The sequence below is a fragment of the Sulfitobacter sp. W027 genome (assembly GCF_025143985.1).
Lineage (GTDB): Bacteria > Pseudomonadota > Alphaproteobacteria > Rhodobacterales > Rhodobacteraceae > Sulfitobacter.
Genome location: NZ_CP083564.1, coordinates 1,188,919 through 1,210,424 on the forward strand (window position 1 = coordinate 1,188,919; position 21,506 = coordinate 1,210,424).

Here is a 21,506-nt window from a genome sequence, read left to right on the forward strand (position 1 = left end):
ATTAACTGCCCCTCTGCAATTTAGCCTTCTTGGCCTTTAAAACTTCGAACATTTTGCGCGCCATCCCCGGTTTTTCGACCTGTGGGGCGCGGGACAGGGCCAGGGCCTCTGGTTCCACGTCCGATGTGATGACCGAGCCTGAGCCCGTCATCGCGCCATCGCCGATGGTCACAGGGGCCACCAGCATGGTGTTCGACCCGATGAATGCGCCCGCGCCGATGGTGGTGTGATGTTTCATCACCCCGTCATAATTGCAGGTGATCGTGCCCGCGCCAATGTTGCTGCGTGCGCCGATGGTGGCATCCCCGATATAGCTCAGGTGATTGACCTTTGCCCCTTCGGCGATCTGAGCGTTCTTTACTTCGACAAAGTTGCCGATGCGCACGTCTTCGGCCAGTTCCGCGCCGGGACGCAGGCGGGCGTAGGGGCCGACCACGCCGCCGCGCGAGACATGGCAACCCTCGAGGTGCGAGAAGGCGCGGATCGTGGTGCCGGATTCAACGGTGACATTCGGGCCAAAGACGACATTCGGCTCCACCACCGTGTCGCGGCCAATGTATGTGTCGCGGGCAAGGAAGACGGTTTCCGGCGCGATCAGCGTCACGCCGTCCTCCATCAAAAGCGCACGGGCGCGGGATTGGAACGCAGCCTCGGCCCGAGCGAGATCCGCGCGGGAGTTCACGCCCATCGTCTCGGCCTCGGCACATGTAACAACGGTCGCACTGCGCCCCTCGGCGCGGGCGAGGCCGATGATATCGGTGAGGTAGTATTCTTCGGATGCGTTGTCGTTGCCAACTTTGTCGATCAGATCGAACAGCAGCTCGGATTTGCAAGCCACGACGCCAGAGTTGCACAGGGTGATGGCGCGTTCCTCCGGGGAGGCGTCTTTGAACTCGACGATACGCTCCAGCGTGTCGCCCTGCATCAGCAGACGGCCATAGCGAGCGGGGTCAGCAGCCTCGAACCCCAATACAACGACGTCATGGGTCGTCAATGCTTCCTGCATCTTTTCCAACGTTTCGGGCTGCACGAAAGGGGTATCGCCATAGAGCACCAGCGCCATGCCATCGAAACCTTCCAGCGCCGGGCGGGCCTGTGCGACCGCATGGGCCGTGCCTAGCTGTTCGGTTTGCTCGACCACCTGCGCATCCTCGTCAAAGAGGGTGGCGGCCGCACGCACCTGATCAGCACCATGGCCCGCCACCACCACCGTATGACGCGGAGCGAGCATAGCGCCCGCTGCCATAGCGTGTTCCAGCAACGGGGCAGAGGCGACCCGGTGCAGGACCTTTGGCAGGTCCGAGTTCATCCGTGTCCCCTTGCCCGCGGCGAGGATGATCAATGCAGTTTCCATGTAAATCTCTTTGTCCTTCAGCTTGCATTCTCTTTACGCGCTTCGCACAAAGGCGCAAGGCCACCACCCATCAAACTAGATTGCGGTCTGCAACACGATGACAATTAAAGAGGCGGGGTTCCGCCCTAGGAGTATCCGATGAAGACAGTCGTTTTCGATCTCGACGGCACTTTGGCCGATACCTCGGGCGATCTGATCGCCGCCGCCAATGCCTGTTTCCGCGACATGGGTGAGGGCGATGTGCTGGTCCATGCCGAAGATGCAGGCACCGCGTTGCGCGGCGGGCGCGCGATGCTGACACTGGGCATGCAAAAACTTGGCCGCGCCGATGATGCGGCAACGATTGACCGCTACTACCCGATGCTGCTTGACGCTTATAGGCGCGAGATTGACACCCATACAATCCTCTATCCCGGCGCGATGGAGGCCGTGGCGGCGCTTAAGGCCGCAGGCTACCGCGTAGCGATTTGTACCAACAAGCCCGAGGCTTTGGCAGAGTTGCTGCTCACCCGGCTCGGCGTGCGGGACGCCTTTGGCGCGATGTTGGGGGCGGATAGTTTGGCTGTGCGCAAGCCTGACCCGGAGCATCTTTTTGAAACCGCCCGGCGGGCTGGCGGCGACCCGGCGCAATGCGTTTTGATCGGCGACAGCGATACGGACCGGAACACCGCCCGTGCGGCGGGGGTGCCCTGTGTGCTTGTGACCTTCGGCCCTTCGGGTGAGGATATGGCGGCGCTGGAGCCTGAGGCGCTTTTGGATGACTTTGCTGACCTGCCAGAAGTCATCGAACGTCTGATCGGTAAAGCTGCCTGAGAGCAAATCGCTTCACCGGCAGTGTCACGCATGACCAACGGCTCCTTCATTCCGTTCCTGCTATTGGGGAGGGCCGTGGGGGATGTCGAAGAGGGTTCAGCCCGTTCCGCTGCACGAATTGTCGGGCAAAAATGGGCCGGCGGCGCAGAGGCTAAGGGCGGTATCTGCCGCTACGACACATGGCGGTGTGTAAGGGCTGAGGGGATGCCCGCCAGCGATGCGGTGCTGGCGGGGTTGATGAATGTGGAGATGCCGCTGACCGAAACGCAGGACGTCTGCGCACTAAACGCGCGCATCAACCGGCTTGAGGTCGGGCCCATCGATCAAAGTGTTTAAGCTTAGAAGCGGATCGTGCCGTGTTTGCCCATATCGGGTTTCTCGCCAGTGACATGCGCTTTGCCGATTTCATAAAGAAACTTGAATCCACCATCAGTGGCCCAGACTTCGGCCTCTGTCAGATCGAAGCGGATGAGCTGCACGTCAGGGTCTTGTTTGCCCTCTTCGAACCATGCGCCTGCGATGGCGTTCCAAATTTTGTCGAGTTCGGTGGGGTTAGTAACGGCTGACACATGCCCATCGATCCGCGCCCAGAGGGATTCATCCTTGCTGGCGATGAGGTATTCCGCGGCGGCACGGCCTTCGGCGGATTTCGCCAGATCGGTGCCCTTTGCGGTAATAAACCACAGCACGGCAGAACGGTCGTCTTCGTCGATATAATGGGTCATCGGCACCGCGCGGGCGGTCTTGGTCATCAGCATCCCGGCGCGGGTGTCGTCCAGACGGTCCCAGAACTCTTTTTTCAGATCATCGCTCATTTGCATCTCGCTTTGTTGTAGTGTTCGCTTGGTCGCAGGGCCAACCCGCCGCGGCGCGGGGCGGTTCCACATCGCGCCGCTTGACGCAAAGCGGGCGGGGCGGTAGGTAATGAACAAGCGTTCAATAAATCGGGGGGAGAAGCCGTGTTCAACGCAAGTATGCAGTTTGATCTAGGAGAAGACGTCGCGGCCATGCGTGAGATGGTGCACCGCTGGGCGCAAGAGCGCGTCAAGCCGATGGCCGCCGAGATCGACAGCAAAAACGAATTCCCGCCCGAACTTTGGACCGAGATGGGCGAGCTGGGCCTTTTGGGCATGACCGTCGAAGAAGAGTTCGGCGGCTCCGGTCTTGGCTACGTTGCCCATACGGTCGCGGTCGAAGAAATCGCCCGCGCCTCCGCTTCGGTCTCGCTTTCCTACGGGGCGCATTCCAACCTCTGTGTGAACCAGATCAAGCTCAACGGCACGGCGGAGCAGAAGGCGCAGTTCTTGCCGAAACTCTGCTCGGGCGAGCATGTCGGCGCGTTGGCCATGTCCGAAGTGGGCGCGGGCAGTGACGTGGTGAGCATGAAGCTGAATGCCGAAAAGCGGAACGACCACTTCCGCCTGAACGGCAACAAATACTGGATCACCAATGGCCCGGACGCGGAGACCTTGGTCGTCTATGCCAAAACCGACCCCGAAGCCGGCTCCAAAGGCATCACCGCCTTCCTGATCGAGAAGTCGATGAAGGGCTTTTCCACTTCCAAGCATTTCGACAAGCTCGGGATGCGCGGCTCGAACACCGCCGAGTTGATCTTTGAAGACTGCGAAGTGCCCTTTGAAAATATCCTCGGCGAAGAGGGCAAGGGCGTGCGCGTGCTGATGTCGGGCCTCGACTACGAGCGCGTCGTGCTGGCGGGCATTGGCCTTGGCATCATGGCCGCCTGTCTGGATGAGATCATGCCCTATATGGCCGAGCGCAAGCAGTTCGGCCAGCGTATCGGGGATTTCCAGCTGATGCAGGGCAAGATGGCGGATATGTACACCGCGATGAACTCCGCGCGTGCCTATGTCTACAGCGTGGCGCAGGCCTGCGACCGGGGCGACGTGACTCGTCAGGACGCGGCGGCTTGCTGCCTCTATGCCTCGGAACAGGCGATGGTGCAGGCGCATCAGGCGGTGCAGGCGATGGGCGGCGCAGGCTATCTGTCGGACAACCCCGTGGGCCGCATCTTCCGCGATGCCAAGCTGATGGAGATTGGCGCAGGTACCTCCGAGATTCGCCGCATGTTGGTTGGCCGCGAGATGATGGGGGCGATGTGATGCGCTCCGTCCTGCTGGCCTGTGCGTTTCTTGCGGGGCCGGTGGCCGCGCAGGACATCACCTATTCCGACGCCGCGACAGCAGAGTGTCTGGCCGGGGCCGAGGAGTTCACCGACCAGCGCAATTGCATCGGCCTGTCGTCCAACCTCTGTATGGAAGCGCCGGGCGGCTATACGACCTATGGCATGGGAGGATGTCTGGATGCGGAACTGTCTTTCTGGGACGGGTTGCTGAACGAGAACTATCGCGCGCGGATGGTGCAGTCCAAATCCGCCGATGAGGATGCCGCGCTCTATCAGCCGGAATTGCCTTCTCAGGCCGAAGCTCTGCGTGACATGCAGCGCGCGTGGATTACCTTCCGCGATGCCGCCTGCGATTATGAACGCAGCCAATGGGGCGGTGGCACGGGCGGCGGGCCTGCGACTTTGGCCTGCCTGATGCAGATGACTGGCGAACAGGCTCTGCGTTTGGGAGCGGCCTATTAACCGCGTCACGATGTGTCGGCCAAACGGGACGGAAGGATCGGGATGGAGAACCTAATTGAACTGAAGACGGAAGGCGGTGTGTTGCACCATTTTCTGCCTTGGCTGATTGAGGGTTTTGAGATCATGGCGGCGGTCATCGACATTGCCGCGATCCTCCTGCTGCTGATCGGCGCGGCGCGTTTCCTGACCGGGGTGACGATCGCCGAAATCGCCAAAAAGGGCGCGGAGCGGGTGCGCCGCACCAACCGCGAGCGCATCGAACTCGGGCGCTACATCCTTGCGGGGCTGGAACTCTTCATCGTGTCGGACGTGATCCATACCGCGATCAGCCTGCGGTTTGCCGATCTGCTCTTCCTGCTGATGCTGGTCATCATCAGGTCCATCACCTCTTTCTTCCTTGACCGGGAGTTGGAGCAACTAAAGAAGGAACTCGGCGATGACTGACTTTTCCGACCTGAAGGCGCTCTACGTCAACTGCTCGCTCAAGAAGACACCGGGCGAAAGCCATACGCAGCTTCTGATGAACGCAAGCGCGGGCATCATGGAGGCGCAGGGGGTGAGCGTCGAACACCTCTACCTGCTCGACCATCAGGTGCCACCGGGCGTCTACCCCGACATGACCGAGCACGGCTGGGACCGCGATGATTGGCCCGCGATCTGGCGGAAGGTCTTGGCCGCCGACATCCTGATCATCGGCACGCCGCTTTGGCTCGGCGAGGAGAGCAGCGTCTGCCGGGTGCTGATCGAACGCCTCTATGCGATGGGCGGCAAGCTGAACAACAGGGGCCAGTCGGTCTTTTACGGCAAGGTCGGCGGGACCGTCATCACCGGCAACGAGGATGGCATCAAGCACGTCGCCATGACCACCGGGTTTGCGATGAACCATCTGGGTTACACCATCCCGCCGCAAGCCGATTGCGGCTGGATCGGCGAAGCGGGGCCGGGGCCGTCTTACGGCGATGAGGTCGACGGCAAGCGCGCAGGTTTCGACAATGAATTCACGCAGCGCAACACCACGATCATGACATGGAACGCCATGCATCTGGCACGGATGCTGAAAGCGGCGGGCGGCTACCGCCAAGAGGGCAACGACCGCAACGCTTGGGACGCCGGCGCGCGGTTTGACTTTGAGAACCCGGAGTATCGAAGCTGATATGACACAGGACGATTGGCCGATCTGGCAAGGCAATATGGCGGCGCAATGTCTGGCGCAGTCGGAGGATGCCTTGGCGATCATTGACCTCACCGGGCCTACGCGGCGCGATGTGACTTTCGGCGCATTGCAGGAGATGGCCGACGGTCTGGCCCGCGCGCTGCGCGCTGAGGTTTCGCGCGGCGACCGGGTGGGCGTGCTGCTCAGCCAGTCGCCTTGGTGTGCGGCGGCGCATCTGGCGATCTGGAAGGTCGGGGCGATCTCGGTGCCGCTGTTCAAACTGTTCAAACACGATGCCTTGGCCAGCCGCATCAATGATGCCGGCTGCGCCATTGTGCTGACCGATGCCGAGGGTGCGAACCTCTTGGGCGATCTCGCCACCCCGTGGATTGCGGCGGAGGCAGGCGTGGAAGGCGAGGCGGTGGATTTCGCCGAGGTCGGCCCCGAAGACCCCGCCGTGCTGATCTACACCTCCGGCACCACTGGCACGCCCAAGGGTGCGCTGCATGGGCACCGGGTGCTCTCGGGCCATTTGCCCGGCGTCTCGGTCAGCCACGATCACCTTGGGCAGAAAGGCGATTGCCTTTGGACCCCGGCGGATTGGGCGTGGATCGGCGGGCTTTTCGACGTCGCGATGCCGGCGCTCGCGCTCGGCGTGCCGGTGGTGGCCGCTAGGATGCCGAAGTTCACCGTCGAAGGCTGCGCCGAGGTGATTTCGCAGGGCGGTGTGCGCAATGTCTTCTTCCCACCCACGGCGCTGCGGATGCTGAAGGCCGCGGATGTGTCGCTACCGGGGCTGCGCTCGGTCGCCAGCGGCGGCGAGCCTTTGGGGGCGGAGATGCTGGCCTGGGGGCGGAAAGCGTTCGGGCTCGAGATCAACGAGTTCTACGGCCAGACCGAATGCAACATGGTCGCCTCGAGCTGCGGCGCCGATTTCCCCGGACAGCCGGGCTGCATCGGCAAGCCGGTGCCCGGTTTCGAGATCGCTGTGCTCGACGCCGACGGCCAGACCACGGATGCCGAGGGTGACGTGGCGGTGCGCAAAGGGGCCCCCTCGATGATGCTACGCTACTGGAACCGGCCCGAGGAGACCGCGGCGAAGTTCCACGGCGACTGGCTGCTGACCGGCGACCGCGGCATCTGGGAGGGCGACTACCTGCGTTTCGTGGGGCGAGAGGATGACGTGATCACCTCGGCGGGCTACCGCATCGGCCCGGCGGAGATCGAAGACTGTCTGCTGACCCATAGCGCCGTGGCGACCTGCGGCGTGGTCGGCAAACCCGACGCGCTCAGGACCGAGATCGTGAAGGCTTATGTGGTGCTGAAACCGGGTGCCGAGGTCGAAGCGAAGGAGTTGCAGGACTGGGTCAAGGACCGGCTTGCGAGCTATTCCTACCCGCGTGAAATCGCATTCGTGGAAGATCTGCCGATGACCGTCACCGGCAAGGTGATCCGCAAAGAGTTAAAGCGTCTGGCGGCGCGAGAGAATGAGGACGTAACATGAAACTGACATCGCAAGCCCTGCCATCCTCGGATGCCTACAAGGCCAACGAGATGGCGCATCTGAAAGCCCTGAGCGAGGTCCGCGAGGCCGCCGAGGCCGCCGCCCTCGGGGGCGGCGAGAAGTCCCGCGCACGGCATGAAAGCCGGGGCAAGATGCTCCCCCGCGAGCGGGTGGCGAACCTTCTGGACCCCGGCAGCCCGTTTCTGGAGATCGGGGCGACGGCGGCGCATGGGCTTTATGGTGGGGCGGCGCCCTGTGCGGGCGTGATCGCGGGCATCGGTCGGGTGCAGCGGCACGAGGTCATGGTAGTCTGCAACGACGCCACCGTGAAGGGCGGCACCTACTACCCGATGACCGTGAAGAAACACCTCCGGGCGCAGGAGATCGCCGAGGCGAACCATCTGCCCTGCATCTACCTGGTGGACAGCGGCGGCGCGAACCTGCCCAACCAGGATGAGGTCTTCCCCGACCGCGACCATTTCGGCGCGATCTTTTACAACCAGGCGCGGATGAGCGCCAAGGGCATCGCGCAGATTGCCGTGGTGATGGGGTCTTGCACCGCAGGCGGCGCTTACGTCCCCGCGATGTCAGATGTGACCATCATCGTGAAAGAGCAGGGCACCATCTTCCTCGCCGGGCCGCCGCTGGTAAAGGCCGCGACGGGCGAGGTGGTCAGCGCCGAAGACCTCGGCGGCGGCGATGTGCATACCCGCCTGTCGGGCGTGGCCGACTATCTGGCCGAAGACGATGCCCATGCGCTGGCGCTGGCGCGCCGTGCAGTGGGGCATCTCAACAAGACCAAACCCGCCACGGTGGATTGGGCCAGCCCCGAAGAGCCCGCCTATGACCCCGATGAGATGCTGGGCGTGGTGCCTGCCGACCTGCGCACACCCTATGACATCCGCGAGGTGATCATGCGCTTGGTCGACGGCAGCCGCTTTGACGAGTTCAAGCCGCGCTTTGGCGAGACGCTGGTGACCGGCTTCGCTCATGTAAAAGGCTGCCCCATCGGCATCATCGCCAACAATGGTGTGCTGTTCTCGGAGGCCGCCCAGAAGGGCGCGCACTTTGTGGAACTGTGCAGCCAGCGCAATATCCCATTGGTTTTCCTGCAAAACATCACCGGCTTTATGGTGGGTCGCAAATACGAGAACGAGGGCATCGCACGGCATGGGGCCAAGATGGTGACCGCCGTGGCCACCACCAATGTGCCCAAAATCACCATGCTGGTCGGCGGCTCCTTTGGGGCGGGCAACTACGGCATGTCGGGCCGGGCCTATCGCCCACGCTTCCTGTGGTCTTGGCCGAACAGCCGGATCTCAGTCATGGGCGGTGCGCAAGCGGCGGGCGTCTTGGCCACGGTGAAACGTGACGCGATTGAGCGGGCCGGGGACACTTGGACCGAGGAAGAAGAGACCGCCTTCAAGCAGCCGACCATCGATATGTTCGAGGAGCAAAGCCACCCGCTTTATGCCTCGGCGCGGCTATGGGATGACGGGATCATCGATCCGCGCAAGAGCCGCGATGTGCTCTATCTGAGCCTCACGGCTAGCCTCAATGCGCCGATTGAACCGACGAAATTTGGGTTGTTCCGAATGTGATATGGCGGCGGAAACTGGGGGGTCTGGGGGGCCAGCCCCCCAGACCCCCCGAAGTATTTGGAGCTAAAAAGAGATGAAAAGGGTAGAGCATGTTTGACACGATCCTGATTGCGAACCGGGCTGAGATTGCTTGCCGGGTGATGGAAACCGCGCAGGCCATGGGGGTGCGCTGTGTGGCGGTCTATTCCGATGCGGATGCGGGCGCGAAACATGTCGCCATGGCGGATGCTGCAGTGCATATCGGCGGCTCGGCGCCGGCGGAGAGTTATCTGAAGGGCGATGTGATCATTCAGGCGGCGCTCGACAGTGGCGCGCAGGCGATCCACCCGGGTTATGGGTTTCTGAGTGAGAACCCGGAATTTGTGGAGGCAGTCGAGGCCGCGGGGCTCACCTTCATCGGCCCTTCGGCCAAGGCCATTCGCGCGATGGGGCTGAAGGATGCCGCCAAGGCGCTGATGGTCGAGGCGGGCGTGCCCGTCGTGCCCGGCTATCACGGGGCGGATCAGGACGATGCGTTGCTGGCTGAGGAGGCAAGCAAGATCGGCTATCCGGTGCTCATCAAGGCCGTCGCGGGCGGCGGCGGCAAGGGGATGCGTCTTGTTGAAGAGGCCAAGGCATTTCAGGCGGCGTTGGACTCGGCGCGGTCGGAAGCCAAGACCGCCTTTGGCAATTCCGATGTGCTAGTCGAGAAATTCGTGACCAAGCCGCGCCATATTGAGGTGCAGGTTTTTGGCGATGGCACCCATGCGGTGCATTTGTTTGAGCGAGACTGTTCGTTGCAGCGCCGCCACCAGAAGGTGATCGAGGAAGCCCCCGCACCGGGGATGACCGAAGAGATGCGCAGCGCCATGGGCGAGGCGGCCGTGCGTGCGGCGGAGGCAATTGGCTATGCCGGGGCGGGCACGGTGGAATTCATCGTGGATGGCTCGGGTGGGCTGTCGGCCGACGGGTTCTTTTTCATGGAGATGAATACGCGTTTGCAGGTGGAGCATCCGGTGACGGAACTGGTCACCGGGGTCGATCTGGTCGAGTGGCAGCTGCGTGTGGCGGCTGGTGAAGCCCTGCCGAAGGCTCAGGAAGAGTTGACCATCAACGGCCATGCCTTTGAGGCGCGGCTCTATGCCGAGGACGTGCCGAAGGGCTTCCTCCCCGCGACCGGCACGCTCACGCATCTGTCCTTCACGCCCCAGACCCGCGCCGACAGTGGTGTGCGGGCGGGCGATACGATCAGTCCGTTTTATGACCCGATGATCGCCAAGGTGATCGTGCATGGGCCAACGCGGGACGTGGCATTGTCGCGCTTGCGGGCGGCGCTGGCTGGATGTCAGGTGGGCGGCACGGTGACGAACCTTGCCTTCCTCGGGGCGCTTGCGGGGCATGAAGGTTTTGCCAAGGGCGACGTGGATACCGGGCTGATTGCGCGGGATATTGACACGCTGACCGCGCAGCCCGATGTGCCGGGGCGGCATTTTGCGCTTGCGGGGATGGCGGCGCTTGGGCTGCTGGACCCTGCGCCGGAAGCGGGGTTCAACCTTTGGCGGCCTTTGCGGCGACAGATCATGCTCGGGCGGGACAGCGAAGAGCATCTGCTGAAGGTGCGCGTGCTTTCGGAAGACGTGCAGCTTTGGACCGTTGGCGACAGCGAAGTGCGGGCCGAGCGGATCGGCGGGCGCTGGAAAATTGACGGGCATGTGGCGCCCACAGTTTCGGTTGCCGGGGGGGTGGTCACGGTGTTTGACGCCTATGGCATTGCCTTTGATGTGATCGATCCGCTGGCGCGGGCCGCGGCGGCCCATGGCGATGGCAATATCGTCGAGGCGCCGATGCCCGGACTGGTGCGTGCGATTGATGCTGAGGTGGGGCAGAGCGTGGCAAAAGGTGACCGTCTGGCGGTGCTGGAAGCGATGAAGATGGAGCATTCCTTGCTCGCCGCCCGTGATGGGGTGGTGGCCGAGGTGCTGGCGCAGGCCGGCGACCAGGTCGAGGCCGGGGCGGCACTGGTGCGTCTGGAAGCCGAGGAGGCCGCATGATTACGCTGCACCACTGTCCGCAGACCCGCTCGATGCGCACGCTTTGGCTGTTGCATGAGCTCGACGACGTTGAGTTTCAGGTCAAGATGCATGCCTTCGACCGCAGTCTGCGCGACCCGGAGTATCTCGTGCTCTCGCCCGCGGGCCGGGTTCCGGCGCTGGAGATTGACGGCGAGCGGATGTTCGAGACCGGGGCGATCACCCAGTACCTCTGCGAGCGCTACAGCCCCGACCGCATGGGCCGCTCGGTCGGCAGCCCCGACCGCATGGCCTGGCTCGTCTGGGTGCATTTCGCCGAGACCATCAGCCAGCACACCGCCGCGCTCACCCAGCAGCACATCGCCCTGCGCGAGGATCACATGCGCAGCCCCATTGTGATGAAGCTGGAGGCTGCGCGGATCGGCAAATGCTATGACGCGCTGGAGGCACGGCTTTCGACGCCTTTGGAGAACCGCGATTACCTGCTGACTTCGGGGTTTTCCGCCGCCGACATCTCGGTCGGGCAAGCGGTTTATATGGCGCGGCATTTCGTGAAATTGGATGACCACCCTTCGGTTGCCGCGTGGTATGAACGGATCACGGAACGCGAAAGTTTTGCGCAGGCGCTGCCCGAGGAGGGGCGGCTCTACACGCAGGATTTCTATCCGCCCTGGCCGGTGGAATAAGCCGGGCAAGGGGACCAACAACAACGGGGAGAGCGGCCAATGAGCCTTGGACACTGTGAGATTTTTGAGGTCGGACCACGCGACGGGTTGCAGAATGAGAAGCGGGAAATCCCGGTCTCCGAAAAGGTGGCGCTGGTCAATAAGCTGAGCGAAGCCGGGTTTCGCCGCATCGAGTGTGCCAGTTTCGTAAGCCCCAAATGGGTGCCGCAGATGGCGGGCTCGGGCGAGGTGCTCTTGGGCATCAACCGCGCCGAGGGCGTGCGCTATGCTGCACTGACGCCGAATATGTACGGCTATGAAGATGCGGTGGCTGCCAAGGCGGATGAGATTGCGATCTTTGCCTCGGCCTCCGAAGGGTTCAGCAAGAAGAACATCAACGCCAGCATCGAAGAGGCTTTTGCGCGCTTTGCCCCGATCCTCGAAGAGGCGCGGCACGTGGACATGCCGGTGCGCGGCTATGTTTCCTGCGTGATCGAATGTCCCTATGACGGAAAGGTCGCTCCGGCGGATGTGGCGCGGGTGGCGGACAAGCTGTTCTCGATGGGCTGCTATGAAGTCTCGCTTGGCGACACCATCGGCGCAGGTACGCCCGACAGCATCGCGCGGATGCTGCTGGCGGTGCGCGACGTGGTTCCCGTGGGCCGCCTTGCGGGCCATTACCATGACACCCATGGCCGGGCGATGGCGAACATCGATGCGTCCCTCTCTATGGGCGTGCGAGTCTTTGACGCGGCGGTTGGCGGCTTGGGCGGATGCCCTTACGCGCCCGGCGCTGCGGGCAATGTCGCCACAGAGGCGGTAAACGCACATCTGACGGACCTCGGCTATGACACCGGGGTCGATCAAGCGGTGGTCGAAGAGGCCGCCGAAATGGCACGGGCGATGCGAGGGTAATCATGTACGAGACTGTGACGATCGAGACCGACGCGCGCGGGGTGGCGGTGCTTACCCTGAACCGGCCTGAGAAACACAACGCCATGTCGGCGCAGATGCTGGCGGACCTGACCGATGCGGCGGGCAAACTGGCCAGTGACGATGCGGTGCGCGTTGTGGTGTTGACCGGGGCGGGCAAGTCCTTTTGCGCGGGCGGCGATCTGGGCTGGATGCGCGATCAGGCGGATATGGATGCGCAGACGCGCTCGGCAGAGGCGGGCAAGCTGGCCACGATGCTGGGAGCGCTGAATGCGCTGCCAAAGCCGGTGATCGGCAAGCTGCAGGGCAATGCCTTTGGCGGCGGGGTTGGCATGGCCTCGGTCTGTGATGTGGCGGTCGGGGTCGACAGCCTCAAGATGGGCTTCACCGAGACGCGGCTGGGGATCATTCCGGCAACCATCGGCCCTTATGTGCTGGCGCGGATGGGCGAGGGGCGCGCGCGGCGGGTCTTCATGTCGGCACGGCTGTTTGATGCGGCGGAAGCGGTTGATCTGGGGCTCTTGGCCCGTGCCGTTCCAGCGGATGCGTTGGACGCCGCGGTGGAAGCCGAAGTGGTGCCCTATTTGTCCTGCGCACCGGGGGCTGTGGCGGCCGCCAAGAAACTCGCGCAGGACTTGGGTGGAATCGCCACGCCCGAAGCAGTGAAAATGTCCATCGACGCCCTCGCGGCACGTTGGGAAACCGAGGAAGCCGCCGAGGGAATCGCTGCCTTCTTCGACAAGCGCAAAGCCGCTTGGGTGGTCTGACCCGCGGCTTTGGCGAAATGGCTCTATTGCGGGCCCGTGGGCGGCATTAACCGGGCTTGGCCCGTTGACCCTACCCACGGGCAGAGTTAAACCCGTTCCAAGTTTGTCTGCGCGGGCTTTTGGCCTTTGCCTCATGCCGCGCACCGCGAAAGGAGCATCCCCTTGGACGACATGCTGCGGGAATACCTGCCCATCCTCGTTTTTCTGGCTGTGGCGATTGGCCTTGGCCTTGTGCTGATCCTTGCCGCTGTGGTGGTTGCCGTGCGCAATCCGGACCCGGAAAAGGTCTCGGCTTATGAATGCGGGTTCAACGCCTTTGACGATGCGCGGATGAAATTCGACGTGCGTTTCTATCTGGTGTCGATCCTCTTTATCATTTTTGACCTCGAAATCGCCTTCCTCTTCCCTTGGGCCGTGGCCTTCAAGGACGTGAGCATGGTGGGCTTCTGGTCAATGATGGTGTTCTTGGGCGTGCTGACGGCGGGCTTCGCCTATGAATGGAAGAAGGGAGCGCTGGAATGGCAGTAAATGATGACGCGCTGGTCACCCCGGTGATGGGCGATGGCCACCAAAGCCCGCGGGTAAAATCCGGTGCATCCGCTCCTGAAGCCTACGGGCAGTATGGCGCGGGCGCGGATCGTGACGTCGCCACCCATAGCCTGAACGCCGAGTTGCAGGACAAAGGTTTTCTGCTGACCTCGACCGAAGATATTATCAATTGGGCGCGCACCGGCTCGCTGCATTGGATGACCTTTGGTCTGGCCTGCTGCGCGGTTGAGATGATGCACAGCTCCATGCCGCGCTATGACCTTGAGCGTTTCGGAACAGCCCCACGCGCTTCTCCGCGGCAGTCGGACCTGATGATCGTCGCGGGCACGCTAACCAACAAAATGGCTCCGGCGCTGCGCAAGGTCTACGACCAGATGCCCGAGCCGCGCTATGTGATCTCGATGGGCTCCTGCGCGAATGGTGGTGGCTACTACCACTACAGCTATTCGGTCGTGCGCGGCTGTGACCGCATTGTGCCGGTTGACGTCTATGTGCCCGGCTGCCCGCCCACGGCGGAGGCGCTGCTGTATGGTATCCTCCAGTTGCAGCGCAAAATCCGCCGCACCGGGACGATTGTGCGCTAAGACAAGAGCCTGCGCCGGGTGAGGGGCAGGCGAAAGGACGATGCGCCAAAGGCGCGGGACAGTGAGATGGCGTTGATCGGCGCGTGGAAGGAAGATTTGCGATGAGCGAACAACTGCAGGAACTTGGAGCCTATATCGAAGCCAAGCGGCCCGATTGCGTGCTCGGATGGGATGTCACCAGAGGTGAGTTGAACATGGACGTGGCGCTGGCCAATGTCGCCGGGCTTGTCGAGTTCCTCAAAGGTGATCCGACCTGCCGCTTCTCGACCTTGGTCGACATCACGGCGGTGGACTATCCCGGCCGTGCGAAACGGTTCGACGTGGTCTACCACTTCCTGTCGATGTATCAAAACCACCGTATCCGCCTGCGCGCCGCCGCGCGGGAGAAGGACATGGTGCCGTCGCTCACCGGCGTGCATCCCAGTGCCGATTGGTTCGAGCGTGAAGTCTTTGACATGTTCGGCATCCTGTTTTCCGGCCATCCGGACCTGCGTCGCATCCTCACGGACTACGGCTTCCGCGGCCATCCGTTGCGCAAGGATTTCCCAACCACGGGCTATACCGAAGTGCGCTATGACGAAGGTGCCAAACGCGTGGTCTATGAACCCGTAAGCCTCGTTCAGGAATACCGCCAGTTTGACTTCATGTCGCCATGGGAAGGCGCCGATTACATCCTGCCCGGCGATGACAAATCCGCGCCCGACGGCCATGTGAGCAAGGACGCGAAGTAATGGGCGGGTTCTGGTGGCTAATCCTCTCGGCGCTGACCGCCATCCCGATGGTCAAGCTGCTGCCGTTCTTTGGCATCAATAAATACTGGGCAGCTGCCTGTCTGATCCCGCTGGGCACAATTGCTTTGCTGTGGTGGATGGGTATGAAGCTGCAAGAACTGGAGAAACGGTAATGGACGGCGACATTCGCACAAAAGCCTTTGACGACGGGTCGACCGACTTTGAGTCCGGCGAGCAGAAGATCCGCAACTTCAACATCAACTTCGGTCCGCAACACCCTGCCGCGCACGGTGTTTTGCGTCTGGTGCTGGAGCTGGATGGCGAAGTTGTAGAGCGTTGTGATCCGCATATCGGCCTGCTGCACCGTGGCACCGAAAAGCTGATGGAAAGCCGCACCTACCTGCAAAACCTGCCGTATTTCGACCGGTTGGATTATGTAGCCCCGATGAACCAAGAACACGCTTGGTGTCTGGCCATTGAAAAGCTGACCGAGACGGCCGTGCCGCGCCGTGCCTCGCTGATCCGGGTGCTGTTCTGCGAAATTGGCCGTATTCTGAACCACCTGCTCAACATCACCACGCAGGCGCTGGACGTGGGCGCGCTGACGCCGCCGCTCTGGGGCTTTGAAGAGCGTGAAAGCCTGATGATCTTTTACGAGCGGGCCTGCGGCGCGCGCCTGCACGCGGCCTATTTCCGCCCCGGCGGTGTACACCAAGACCTGCCGCCAGCGCTGCTCGACGATATGGAAGCTTGGTGCGATCAATTCCTGACCAAATTTATGGTCGATATCGATGAGTTGCTGACCGAAAACCGTATCTTCAAACAGCGCAACGTCGACATCGGCATCGTGACCGAAGAAGACATCCTGAACTACGGTTTCAGCGGCGTCATGGTGCGTGGCTCGGGCTTTGCATGGGATCTGCGCCGCGCGCAGCCCTATGAATGCTATGATGAATTCGACTTCCAAATCCCAGTGGGCAAGAACGGCGACTGCTTTGACCGCTACCTCTGCCGGATGGAAGAGATGCGCCAGTCCACACACATCATGCAGCAGGCGATCGAGAAGCTCCGCGCGCCCGAAGGGCAGGGGGATATCCTCGCCCGGGGCAAGATCACCCCGCCTTCGCGCACCGCGATGAAGACCGACATGGAAAGCTTGATCCACCACTTCAAGCTCTACACCGAAGGCTTCCACGTGCCCGAGGGTGAGGTCTATTGCGCGGTCGAAGCGCCCAAGGGTGAGTTTGGCGTCTACCTCGTGGCCGATGGCTCCAACAAACCCTACCGCTCCAAAATCCGCGCGCCGGGCTTTTTGCACTTGCAGGCGATGGACCATATCGCCAGCGGCCACCAGCTTGCCGATGTCGCCGCGATCATCGGCACCATGGACGTCGTCTTTGGAGAGATCGACCGGTGATGCCGCTGGCGTCACCTCGTATTGAAGAAATTTACGCCGGGGGCATCATTGGCCTCCGCCTGACCATAGGTTCGAACTAATGCTCCGCCGTCTACACCCTGACCAGCCCGACAGTTTTGCCTTCACGCCCGCCAACCAAGAATGGGCCGAAGCGCAGATCACCAAGTACCCCGAAGGCCGTCAGGCCAGCGCGATCATTCCACTGCTATGGCGCGCGCAGGAGCAAGAGGGCTGGCTGACCCGTCCGGCGATTGAACATGTCTCGGAAATGCTGGGCATGGCCTATATCCGCGGGCTGGAGGTGGCGACCTTCTACTTCATGTTCCAGCTTCAACCCGTTGGATCCGTGGCACATATCCAAGTTTGTGGCACCACATCCTGCATGATCTGCGGGGCCGAGGATTTGGTCGCTGTTTGCAAAGAGCGCATCGCCAACAATCCGCACGAACTGTCGGCGGATGGGCGTTTTTCTTGGGAAGAGGTCGAATGCCTTGGGGCCTGTTCCAATGCGCCTATGGCTCAGATTGGCAAGGACTATTACGAAGACCTGACCACCGCGCGGCTTAACGAAATCCTTGATGAGTTGAGCGATGGGCGCGTGCCCGTGCCAGGCCCGCAGAACGGGCGCTATGCGTCGGAGCCTCTGGGCGGGTTGACCAGCCTCACGGACCACGAAAGCGGGCGCACGCAGTATAACGCCAGCGCGCAGGCTGCGGTGGATATTGGCGATACCGTCAAGCGGATCGACGGCACCGAAGTGCCACTGCTGACACCCTGGCGCAATCAACCCGACGCGCCACAGGCTGAGACGGTTGAAGAGGTCGAAGCTGAAGAGCCGCGTCCCGCCGAGGGCGAAAGCGCTGATAAGACCGGCGTGACCGAGCAAGAAGCCGAAGCCACGTCAAAGAGCAAACCGCGCTCCAAACGTGACCCCAAGGGTGAGAGCGCCGACGCGGCAAAGGCCGAGACCAGCGCCCCCGCCACGCCCGGCCAAAAGCCTGCCCAGTTGGACGGCCCGCGTGAGGGCGGTGCTGATGATCTGAAAAAGATCAAAGGCGTCGGCCCAAAGCTTGAGCAGATGTTGAACGGTATGGGGTTCTACCACTTTGACCAGATCGCCCAATGGGGTCCTGAGGAGGTCGCTTGGGTCGACCAGAACCTCGAAGGCTTCAAAGGCCGGGTCAGCCGCGACAACTGGGTAGAGCAGGCCGCGCGCCTCGCCAAAGACTAAAGCCGGAGATTTCGCAACGGGCCAAGGAAGGCACCATTACCACCTCGCAAAGCCATAAGCCGCATCGCCCGCATTAAGGGAGAGAAGGACAGTCATGACGGATATTTCGGAACGAGAGGCCTGCACCAAGCGATGCTGGTGGCTGGGTGCCGGTGCCGGTTTGCTGGTGGCATTCCTAATGCTGGCCTTTGGCATCTGGGGGCTGTTGATGTCGATCCTGGCCGGTGTGCTGGTGGCGGTGATCGTGGGCTATCTGACGCTGACCCTACTGTGCAAAGACGTACCCGCCGCTGCCCCCCAAGACAGCACGCGCAGCGCGGCGGCTGCATCGGTCGCAGGGGCGCCGACGGCGTCGGGAAGCGTTTCCTCTGCCGTGGGTTCAGTCCCAGCTGGGGACGCCGGGATCGGGGCGGCGCGCAAGGCAAGCGCGCCGGTTGAACCTGCTGAGGAAACACCACCACAGGAGCCGACAGCGCCCGTGGCCGATACTGCTGCCGTTGAGGCGGCACCGGAACAGGTCGCCGCCAAAGCGGAAGAAGCTGTTGCTGTAGTGACGCCCCCGAAGGAGGCCGTCGAAACCCCTTCCGCGCCTTCCAAGGAAACACCGCCTCAGGAGCCGACAGCGCCCGTGGCCGATACCTCTGCCGTTGAAGCCGCGCCCGAACAGGTAATCGAGGCCGAAGAAGCGCCTGCTGTTGTGGAGACCCCGCAAGAGGTCGTCGAAGCGCCCGCGCCCACAGAGGCCGAACCCGCACCAGTGCCCGCGACCGATAGCCATTCTACCGATGGCAAACCTGCGCTGCTCGACGCGCCGCGTGCGGGCGGGGCAGATGACCTCAAGCGCATCGGCGGCATCGGGCCGAAGTTGGAACAGACGCTGAATGAATTGGGCATCTACCATTTCGATCAGATCGCAGCACTTCAGGGGGATGAGATCGACTGGGTCGATTCCCGCCTGCGTTTTAAGGGCCGTATCCGGCGCGACGATTGGATCGGTCAGGCCAAAGCCCTTGCCAATGGCGGCAAGGCCGGGGTTTGACAGAGCGACGAGAGACATGAGCGAAGCAGAAGACAGAGCGCTTGCCCGCAAGGGCCGCACCGCAGGGCTGGTCATTGCCGTGACCATGTGCTTGTGGCTGGCCATGCAATGGGCTGGCCCGGCGCTTGGCCTGCCGGGGCGTTATGCGCTGCTCTTCGACTTTGCTGCACTGGCTGCGCTTTTCTGGGCGCTGGTCGTGATATATCAAATGTGGCAGGCCCGCCGGGCCAGCCGTGAGAACCAAAGGTAGGCATCATGCTTCAGGACAAAGACCGCATTTTTACCAATATCTACGGCATGCATGACCGCACCCTGAAAGGCGCGCAGTCGCGGGGCCATTGGGATGGCACCGCCGGGATCATTCAAAAGGGCCGCGATTGGATCGTGGATCAGATGAAAGCCTCTGGCCTGCGGGGCCGGGGCGGGGCGGGCTTCCCAACGGGTCTGAAGTGGTCCTTCATGCCCAAGGAAAGCGATGGCCGCCCCTCCTATCTGGTGGTCAACGCCGACGAATCCGAGCCGGGCACCTGCAAGGACCGCGAAATCATGCGCCACGATCCGCATACGCTGATCGAAGGCTGCCTGATCGCCTCTTTCGCGATGAACGCGCATACCTGCTATATCTACCTGCGGGGCGAATACATCCGCGAGCGAGAAGCGTTGCAGACTGCGATTGATGAAGCCTATGAGGCGGGTCTGGTGGGCAAGAACGCCTCCAAATCCGGCTGGGACTTCGATATCTATCTGCACCATGGGGCAGGGGCTTACATTTGCGGCGAAGAAACCGCGCTGCTGGAAAGCCTCGAAGGCAAGAAGGGCATGCCCCGGATGAAGCCGCCGTTCCCTGCGGGCGCGGGCCTCTATGGCTGCCCGACCACGGTGAACAACGTCGAATCCATCGCCGTGGTGCCGACCATCCTGCGCCGTGGGCCGGAGTGGTTCGCGGGCTTTGGCCGCGCGAATAACGCTGGCACCAAGCTCTTTGCAATCTCGGGCCACGTCAATAACCCTTGCGTTGTTGAAGAGGCGATGAGCATCGGGTTTGAAGAGCTGATCGAAAAACATTGCGGCGGCATTCGCGGCGGTTGGGACAACCTAAAGGCCGTTATCCCCGGCGGCTCTTCGGTACCGCTGATCCCCGGCAAAGACATGCGCGACGCGATCATGGATTTTGATTATCTGCGCGAACAGCGTTCCGGCCTCGGCACGGCGGCGGTGATCGTGATGGACAACTCAACCGATGTGATCAAAGCGATCTGGCGGCTGTCGAAGTTCTACAAACACGAAAGCTGTGGCCAATGTACGCCCTGCCGCGAAGGCACCGGCTGGATGATGCGTGTGATGGACCGTCTGGTGACCGGCGATGCGGAACCCGAAGAGATCGATATGTTGCTGGATGTGACCAAACAGGTCGAAGGGCACACGATCTGCGCGCTTGGCGATGCGGCGGCTTGGCCGATCCAAGGTCTGATCCGCCACTTCCGGGACGAAATCGAAGACCGGATCAAACACAAACGCACGGGCCGTGTCAGCGCGGTCGCGGCAGAGTGAAACCCTGTGCGGCGGCAGGCCCGATGGCTTGACGCTTGGCACAGGAGCGGCGATAGCGGGCGCGTGTCAGGCGCGTCCGTCCACAACAGGCGCGGGGGCGGTCGGCAAAGCCGGGCCCAAGGCGCAGCGGAGTAGGTCTATGAAATATGCTTTGACGGTTTTGACGGTCAGCGCTCTGCTGGCAGGCTGTGCCAATAATGGTGAGCGTGTTGCCTTTGACGGGCAGTATTTCAGCACCAAGCTGCGCAAGGTGGATGGCCAGCGCGACGTATTTCAGGTGACGGTCAAGGATGCCGGCAAATCCATCGACGGTGCACGCGCAGCGGCGCGCTATGAGGCGGTGAAATACTGCGTCGGCAACTACGGCAACTCTAAGATCGACTGGACCTTTGGCCCCGATGCCCCGGCAAGCGCGCTGCGGTTCGATGGCGGGGCGCTGACCTTTCAGGGGCGCTGCCCTCAGTGATCGCATCGGCGACATATCGCGGGGCTGCGGCCCATGGGGGCGGTGATATTGAATATCATACCCCCCGAACTCCATCTGTCAGACGGGCCGTTCCGGCCCGCTGCATGAAGGAGAATTGATATGCGCACCCTAATGATCGCCGTGATGGGCCTGAGCCTGACCGCTGCAACCGTGACACCGGCTGCCGCCAAACCGCCGCTGCGCGAAGTGGCCGCGATTGACGACGCGCTCTTGGACATGGGCGTGGCCGACATCATCCGGAAAAACTGCCCCGACATCAGTGCGCGGATGCTGCGCGCGGTCAAGATGGCATGGGACTTGAAGGGCAAGGCAGGCGATCTGGGCTACTCCGACGCCGAGATCGACGCCTATATTGATAGTGACGCTGAAAAAGCGCGCATGAGAGCGCGGGGCGCCGCGTTTTTCAAGGCCAAGGGGGTCGATACTTCGGACCCGCAAAGCTATTGTGCGCTTGGACGCGAAGAGATTCAAAAATCGAGCCGGATCGGTTCGTTACTGAAGGCAAAGTGAGCT

General features: G+C 62.3%; 25 protein-coding genes. 23 read left to right on the forward strand and 2 right to left on the reverse strand.

The features are described from left to right. Window position 1: 1 nt before the first annotated feature. The gene (gene glmU / locus K3759_RS05835; RefSeq protein WP_259984871.1) at window positions 2–1,354 is read right to left on the reverse strand and encodes a bifunctional UDP-N-acetylglucosamine diphosphorylase/glucosamine-1-phosphate N-acetyltransferase GlmU; all 1,353 of its coding nucleotides are present in this window, start codon (window positions 1,352–1,354) and stop codon (window positions 2–4) included. Window positions 1,355–1,492: 138 nt separating this feature from the next. On the opposite strand from glmU, the gene K3759_RS05840 reads away from it, so the two are divergent. Together K3759_RS05840 and K3759_RS05845 are read left to right on the forward strand one after the other, a co-directional pair. Next, entirely contained in the window at window positions 1,493–2,167 is a 675-nt protein-coding gene (locus tag K3759_RS05840) for an HAD-IIIA family hydrolase (protein WP_259984872.1), read from the forward strand. A gap of 30 nt (window positions 2,168–2,197) precedes the next feature. Continuing rightward, entirely contained in the window at window positions 2,198–2,503 is a 306-nt protein-coding gene (locus tag K3759_RS05845; protein ID WP_259984873.1) for a hypothetical protein, read from the forward strand. 2 nt (window positions 2,504–2,505) lie between these two features. On the opposite strand, the gene K3759_RS05850 is transcribed toward K3759_RS05845, so the two are convergent. Next, window positions 2,506–2,982 (reverse strand): pyridoxamine 5'-phosphate oxidase family protein, encoded by a 477-nt coding sequence (locus K3759_RS05850; protein WP_259984875.1) that lies wholly within the window; start codon window positions 2,980–2,982, stop codon window positions 2,506–2,508. A 144-nt stretch (window positions 2,983–3,126) separates the two neighbouring features. Here K3759_RS05850 and K3759_RS05855 point away from each other — a divergent pair, with 144 nt between their 5' ends. The 21 genes from K3759_RS05855 to K3759_RS05955 all read left to right on the forward strand — a co-directional run bounded on the left by K3759_RS05855 (window position 3,127) and on the right by K3759_RS05955 (window position 21,503). After that, on the forward strand, window positions 3,127–4,287 hold the full coding sequence (locus K3759_RS05855) for an isovaleryl-CoA dehydrogenase (RefSeq protein ID WP_259984877.1): 1,161 nt from the start codon (window positions 3,127–3,129) through the stop codon (window positions 4,285–4,287). Continuing rightward, entirely contained in the window at window positions 4,287–4,772 is a 486-nt protein-coding gene (locus K3759_RS05860) for a lysozyme inhibitor LprI family protein (protein WP_259985573.1), read from the forward strand. The genes K3759_RS05855 and K3759_RS05860 overlap by 1 nt, the downstream gene beginning before the upstream one ends. A gap of 42 nt (window positions 4,773–4,814) precedes the next feature. Further along, complete coding sequence (locus K3759_RS05865) at window positions 4,815–5,216, forward strand: DUF1622 domain-containing protein (RefSeq protein ID WP_259984879.1); 402 nt, start codon at window positions 4,815–4,817, stop codon at window positions 5,214–5,216. After that, window positions 5,209–5,925, forward strand: a complete 717-nt coding sequence (locus K3759_RS05870) for a flavodoxin family protein (protein ID WP_259984881.1) — start codon at window positions 5,209–5,211, stop codon at window positions 5,923–5,925. The genes K3759_RS05865 and K3759_RS05870 overlap by 8 nt, the downstream gene beginning before the upstream one ends. A 1-nt stretch (window position 5,926) precedes the next feature. Beyond that, window positions 5,927–7,429: an AMP-binding protein gene (locus tag K3759_RS05875; RefSeq protein ID WP_259984883.1), complete on the forward strand. Its 1,503-nt coding sequence runs from the start codon at window positions 5,927–5,929 to the stop codon at window positions 7,427–7,429. Further along, a complete protein-coding gene (locus K3759_RS05880) occupies window positions 7,426–9,030 on the forward strand; it encodes a carboxyl transferase domain-containing protein (RefSeq protein ID WP_259984885.1) in 1,605 nt (534 codons plus the stop codon). The genes K3759_RS05875 and K3759_RS05880 overlap by 4 nt, the downstream gene beginning before the upstream one ends. A gap of 89 nt (window positions 9,031–9,119) precedes the next feature. Next, entirely contained in the window at window positions 9,120–11,060 is a 1,941-nt protein-coding gene (locus K3759_RS05885; protein WP_259984887.1) for an acetyl/propionyl/methylcrotonyl-CoA carboxylase subunit alpha, read from the forward strand. Beyond that, on the forward strand, window positions 11,057–11,725 hold the full coding sequence (locus tag K3759_RS05890) for a glutathione S-transferase family protein (RefSeq protein WP_259984889.1): 669 nt from the start codon (window positions 11,057–11,059) through the stop codon (window positions 11,723–11,725). The genes K3759_RS05885 and K3759_RS05890 overlap by 4 nt, the downstream gene beginning before the upstream one ends. 39 nt (window positions 11,726–11,764) lie before the next feature. Further along, window positions 11,765–12,619: a hydroxymethylglutaryl-CoA lyase gene (locus tag K3759_RS05895; RefSeq protein WP_259984891.1), complete on the forward strand. Its 855-nt coding sequence runs from the start codon at window positions 11,765–11,767 to the stop codon at window positions 12,617–12,619. Between the two features lie 2 nt (window positions 12,620–12,621). Then, window positions 12,622–13,404: a crotonase/enoyl-CoA hydratase family protein gene (locus K3759_RS05900; protein WP_259984893.1), complete on the forward strand. Its 783-nt coding sequence runs from the start codon at window positions 12,622–12,624 to the stop codon at window positions 13,402–13,404. A 162-nt stretch (window positions 13,405–13,566) separates the two neighbouring features. After that, the gene (locus K3759_RS05905; RefSeq protein ID WP_259984895.1) at window positions 13,567–13,932 is read left to right on the forward strand and encodes an NADH-quinone oxidoreductase subunit A; all 366 of its coding nucleotides are present in this window, start codon (window positions 13,567–13,569) and stop codon (window positions 13,930–13,932) included. A 26-nt stretch (window positions 13,933–13,958) separates the two neighbouring features. Further along, window positions 13,959–14,537 (forward strand): NuoB/complex I 20 kDa subunit family protein, encoded by a 579-nt coding sequence (locus K3759_RS05910; RefSeq protein WP_409202511.1) that lies wholly within the window; start codon window positions 13,959–13,961, stop codon window positions 14,535–14,537. A gap of 101 nt (window positions 14,538–14,638) precedes the next feature. Continuing rightward, window positions 14,639–15,268 carry an NADH-quinone oxidoreductase subunit C gene (locus K3759_RS05915; protein WP_259984899.1) on the forward strand — a complete coding sequence of 210 codons (630 nt, stop codon included), beginning with the start codon at window positions 14,639–14,641 and terminating at the stop codon, window positions 15,266–15,268. Next, window positions 15,268–15,441: a hypothetical protein gene (locus tag K3759_RS05920; protein WP_259984900.1), complete on the forward strand. Its 174-nt coding sequence runs from the start codon at window positions 15,268–15,270 to the stop codon at window positions 15,439–15,441. Before K3759_RS05915 ends, K3759_RS05920 begins: the two co-directional genes overlap by 1 nt. Continuing rightward, window positions 15,441–16,685, forward strand: coding sequence for an NADH-quinone oxidoreductase subunit D (locus tag K3759_RS05925; RefSeq protein WP_259984902.1), 1,245 nt, complete (start codon window positions 15,441–15,443; stop codon window positions 16,683–16,685). Before K3759_RS05920 ends, K3759_RS05925 begins: the two co-directional genes overlap by 1 nt. Window positions 16,686–16,764: 79 nt before the next feature. After that, entirely contained in the window at window positions 16,765–17,916 is a 1,152-nt protein-coding gene (locus K3759_RS05930) for an NADH-quinone oxidoreductase subunit E (RefSeq protein ID WP_259984904.1), read from the forward strand. Between the two features lie 94 nt (window positions 17,917–18,010). Then, window positions 18,011–18,955 carry a hypothetical protein gene (locus tag K3759_RS05935; protein ID WP_259984905.1) on the forward strand — a complete coding sequence of 315 codons (945 nt, stop codon included), beginning with the start codon at window positions 18,011–18,013 and terminating at the stop codon, window positions 18,953–18,955. Window positions 18,956–18,971: 16 nt separating this feature from the next. Further along, window positions 18,972–19,205, forward strand: coding sequence for a DUF5337 domain-containing protein (locus K3759_RS05940; protein WP_259984907.1), 234 nt, complete (start codon window positions 18,972–18,974; stop codon window positions 19,203–19,205). Between the two features lie 5 nt (window positions 19,206–19,210). Next, window positions 19,211–20,506 carry an NADH-quinone oxidoreductase subunit NuoF gene (gene nuoF / locus K3759_RS05945; protein ID WP_259984909.1) on the forward strand — a complete coding sequence of 432 codons (1,296 nt, stop codon included), beginning with the start codon at window positions 19,211–19,213 and terminating at the stop codon, window positions 20,504–20,506. Window positions 20,507–20,645: 139 nt separating this feature from the next. Further along, on the forward strand, window positions 20,646–20,972 hold the full coding sequence (locus K3759_RS05950) for a hypothetical protein (RefSeq protein ID WP_259984911.1): 327 nt from the start codon (window positions 20,646–20,648) through the stop codon (window positions 20,970–20,972). A gap of 120 nt (window positions 20,973–21,092) precedes the next feature. Next, window positions 21,093–21,503 (forward strand): DUF5333 domain-containing protein, encoded by a 411-nt coding sequence (locus K3759_RS05955; RefSeq protein ID WP_067630648.1) that lies wholly within the window; start codon window positions 21,093–21,095, stop codon window positions 21,501–21,503. Window positions 21,504–21,506 lie beyond the last annotated feature (3 nt).

Coding starts and splice junctions, on each gene's coding strand:
- K3759_RS05840 (WP_259984872.1), top strand. CDS start 1,493: ATGAAGACAGTCGTTTTCGATCTCGACGGCACTTTGGCCGATACCTCG.
- K3759_RS05865 (WP_259984879.1), top strand. CDS start 4,815: ATGGAGAACCTAATTGAACTGAAGACGGAAGGCGGTGTGTTGCACCAT.
- K3759_RS05895 (WP_259984891.1), top strand. CDS start 11,765: ATGAGCCTTGGACACTGTGAGATTTTTGAGGTCGGACCACGCGACGGG.
- K3759_RS05940 (WP_259984907.1), top strand. CDS start 18,972: ATGAGCGAAGCAGAAGACAGAGCGCTTGCCCGCAAGGGCCGCACCGCA.
- K3759_RS05885 (WP_259984887.1), top strand. CDS start 9,120: ATGTTTGACACGATCCTGATTGCGAACCGGGCTGAGATTGCTTGCCGG.
- K3759_RS05880 (WP_259984885.1), top strand. CDS start 7,426: ATGAAACTGACATCGCAAGCCCTGCCATCCTCGGATGCCTACAAGGCC.
- K3759_RS05860 (WP_259985573.1), top strand. CDS start 4,287: ATGCGCTCCGTCCTGCTGGCCTGTGCGTTTCTTGCGGGGCCGGTGGCC.
- K3759_RS05935 (WP_259984905.1), top strand. CDS start 18,011: ATGACGGATATTTCGGAACGAGAGGCCTGCACCAAGCGATGCTGGTGG.
- K3759_RS05845 (WP_259984873.1), top strand. CDS start 2,198: ATGACCAACGGCTCCTTCATTCCGTTCCTGCTATTGGGGAGGGCCGTG.
- K3759_RS05930 (WP_259984904.1), top strand. CDS start 16,765: ATGCTCCGCCGTCTACACCCTGACCAGCCCGACAGTTTTGCCTTCACG.
- nuoF (WP_259984909.1), top strand. CDS start 19,211: ATGCTTCAGGACAAAGACCGCATTTTTACCAATATCTACGGCATGCAT.
- K3759_RS05875 (WP_259984883.1), top strand. CDS start 5,927: ATGACACAGGACGATTGGCCGATCTGGCAAGGCAATATGGCGGCGCAA.
- K3759_RS05910 (WP_409202511.1), top strand. CDS start 13,959: ATGGGCGATGGCCACCAAAGCCCGCGGGTAAAATCCGGTGCATCCGCT.
- glmU (WP_259984871.1), bottom strand. CDS start 1,354: ATGGAAACTGCATTGATCATCCTCGCCGCGGGCAAGGGGACACGGATG.
- K3759_RS05920 (WP_259984900.1), top strand. CDS start 15,268: ATGGGCGGGTTCTGGTGGCTAATCCTCTCGGCGCTGACCGCCATCCCG.
- K3759_RS05890 (WP_259984889.1), top strand. CDS start 11,057: ATGATTACGCTGCACCACTGTCCGCAGACCCGCTCGATGCGCACGCTT.
- K3759_RS05955 (WP_067630648.1), top strand. CDS start 21,093: ATGCGCACCCTAATGATCGCCGTGATGGGCCTGAGCCTGACCGCTGCA.
- K3759_RS05850 (WP_259984875.1), bottom strand. CDS start 2,982: ATGAGCGATGATCTGAAAAAAGAGTTCTGGGACCGTCTGGACGACACC.
- K3759_RS05915 (WP_259984899.1), top strand. CDS start 14,639: ATGAGCGAACAACTGCAGGAACTTGGAGCCTATATCGAAGCCAAGCGG.
- K3759_RS05950 (WP_259984911.1), top strand. CDS start 20,646: ATGAAATATGCTTTGACGGTTTTGACGGTCAGCGCTCTGCTGGCAGGC.
- K3759_RS05900 (WP_259984893.1), top strand. CDS start 12,622: ATGTACGAGACTGTGACGATCGAGACCGACGCGCGCGGGGTGGCGGTG.
- K3759_RS05925 (WP_259984902.1), top strand. CDS start 15,441: ATGGACGGCGACATTCGCACAAAAGCCTTTGACGACGGGTCGACCGAC.
- K3759_RS05870 (WP_259984881.1), top strand. CDS start 5,209: ATGACTGACTTTTCCGACCTGAAGGCGCTCTACGTCAACTGCTCGCTC.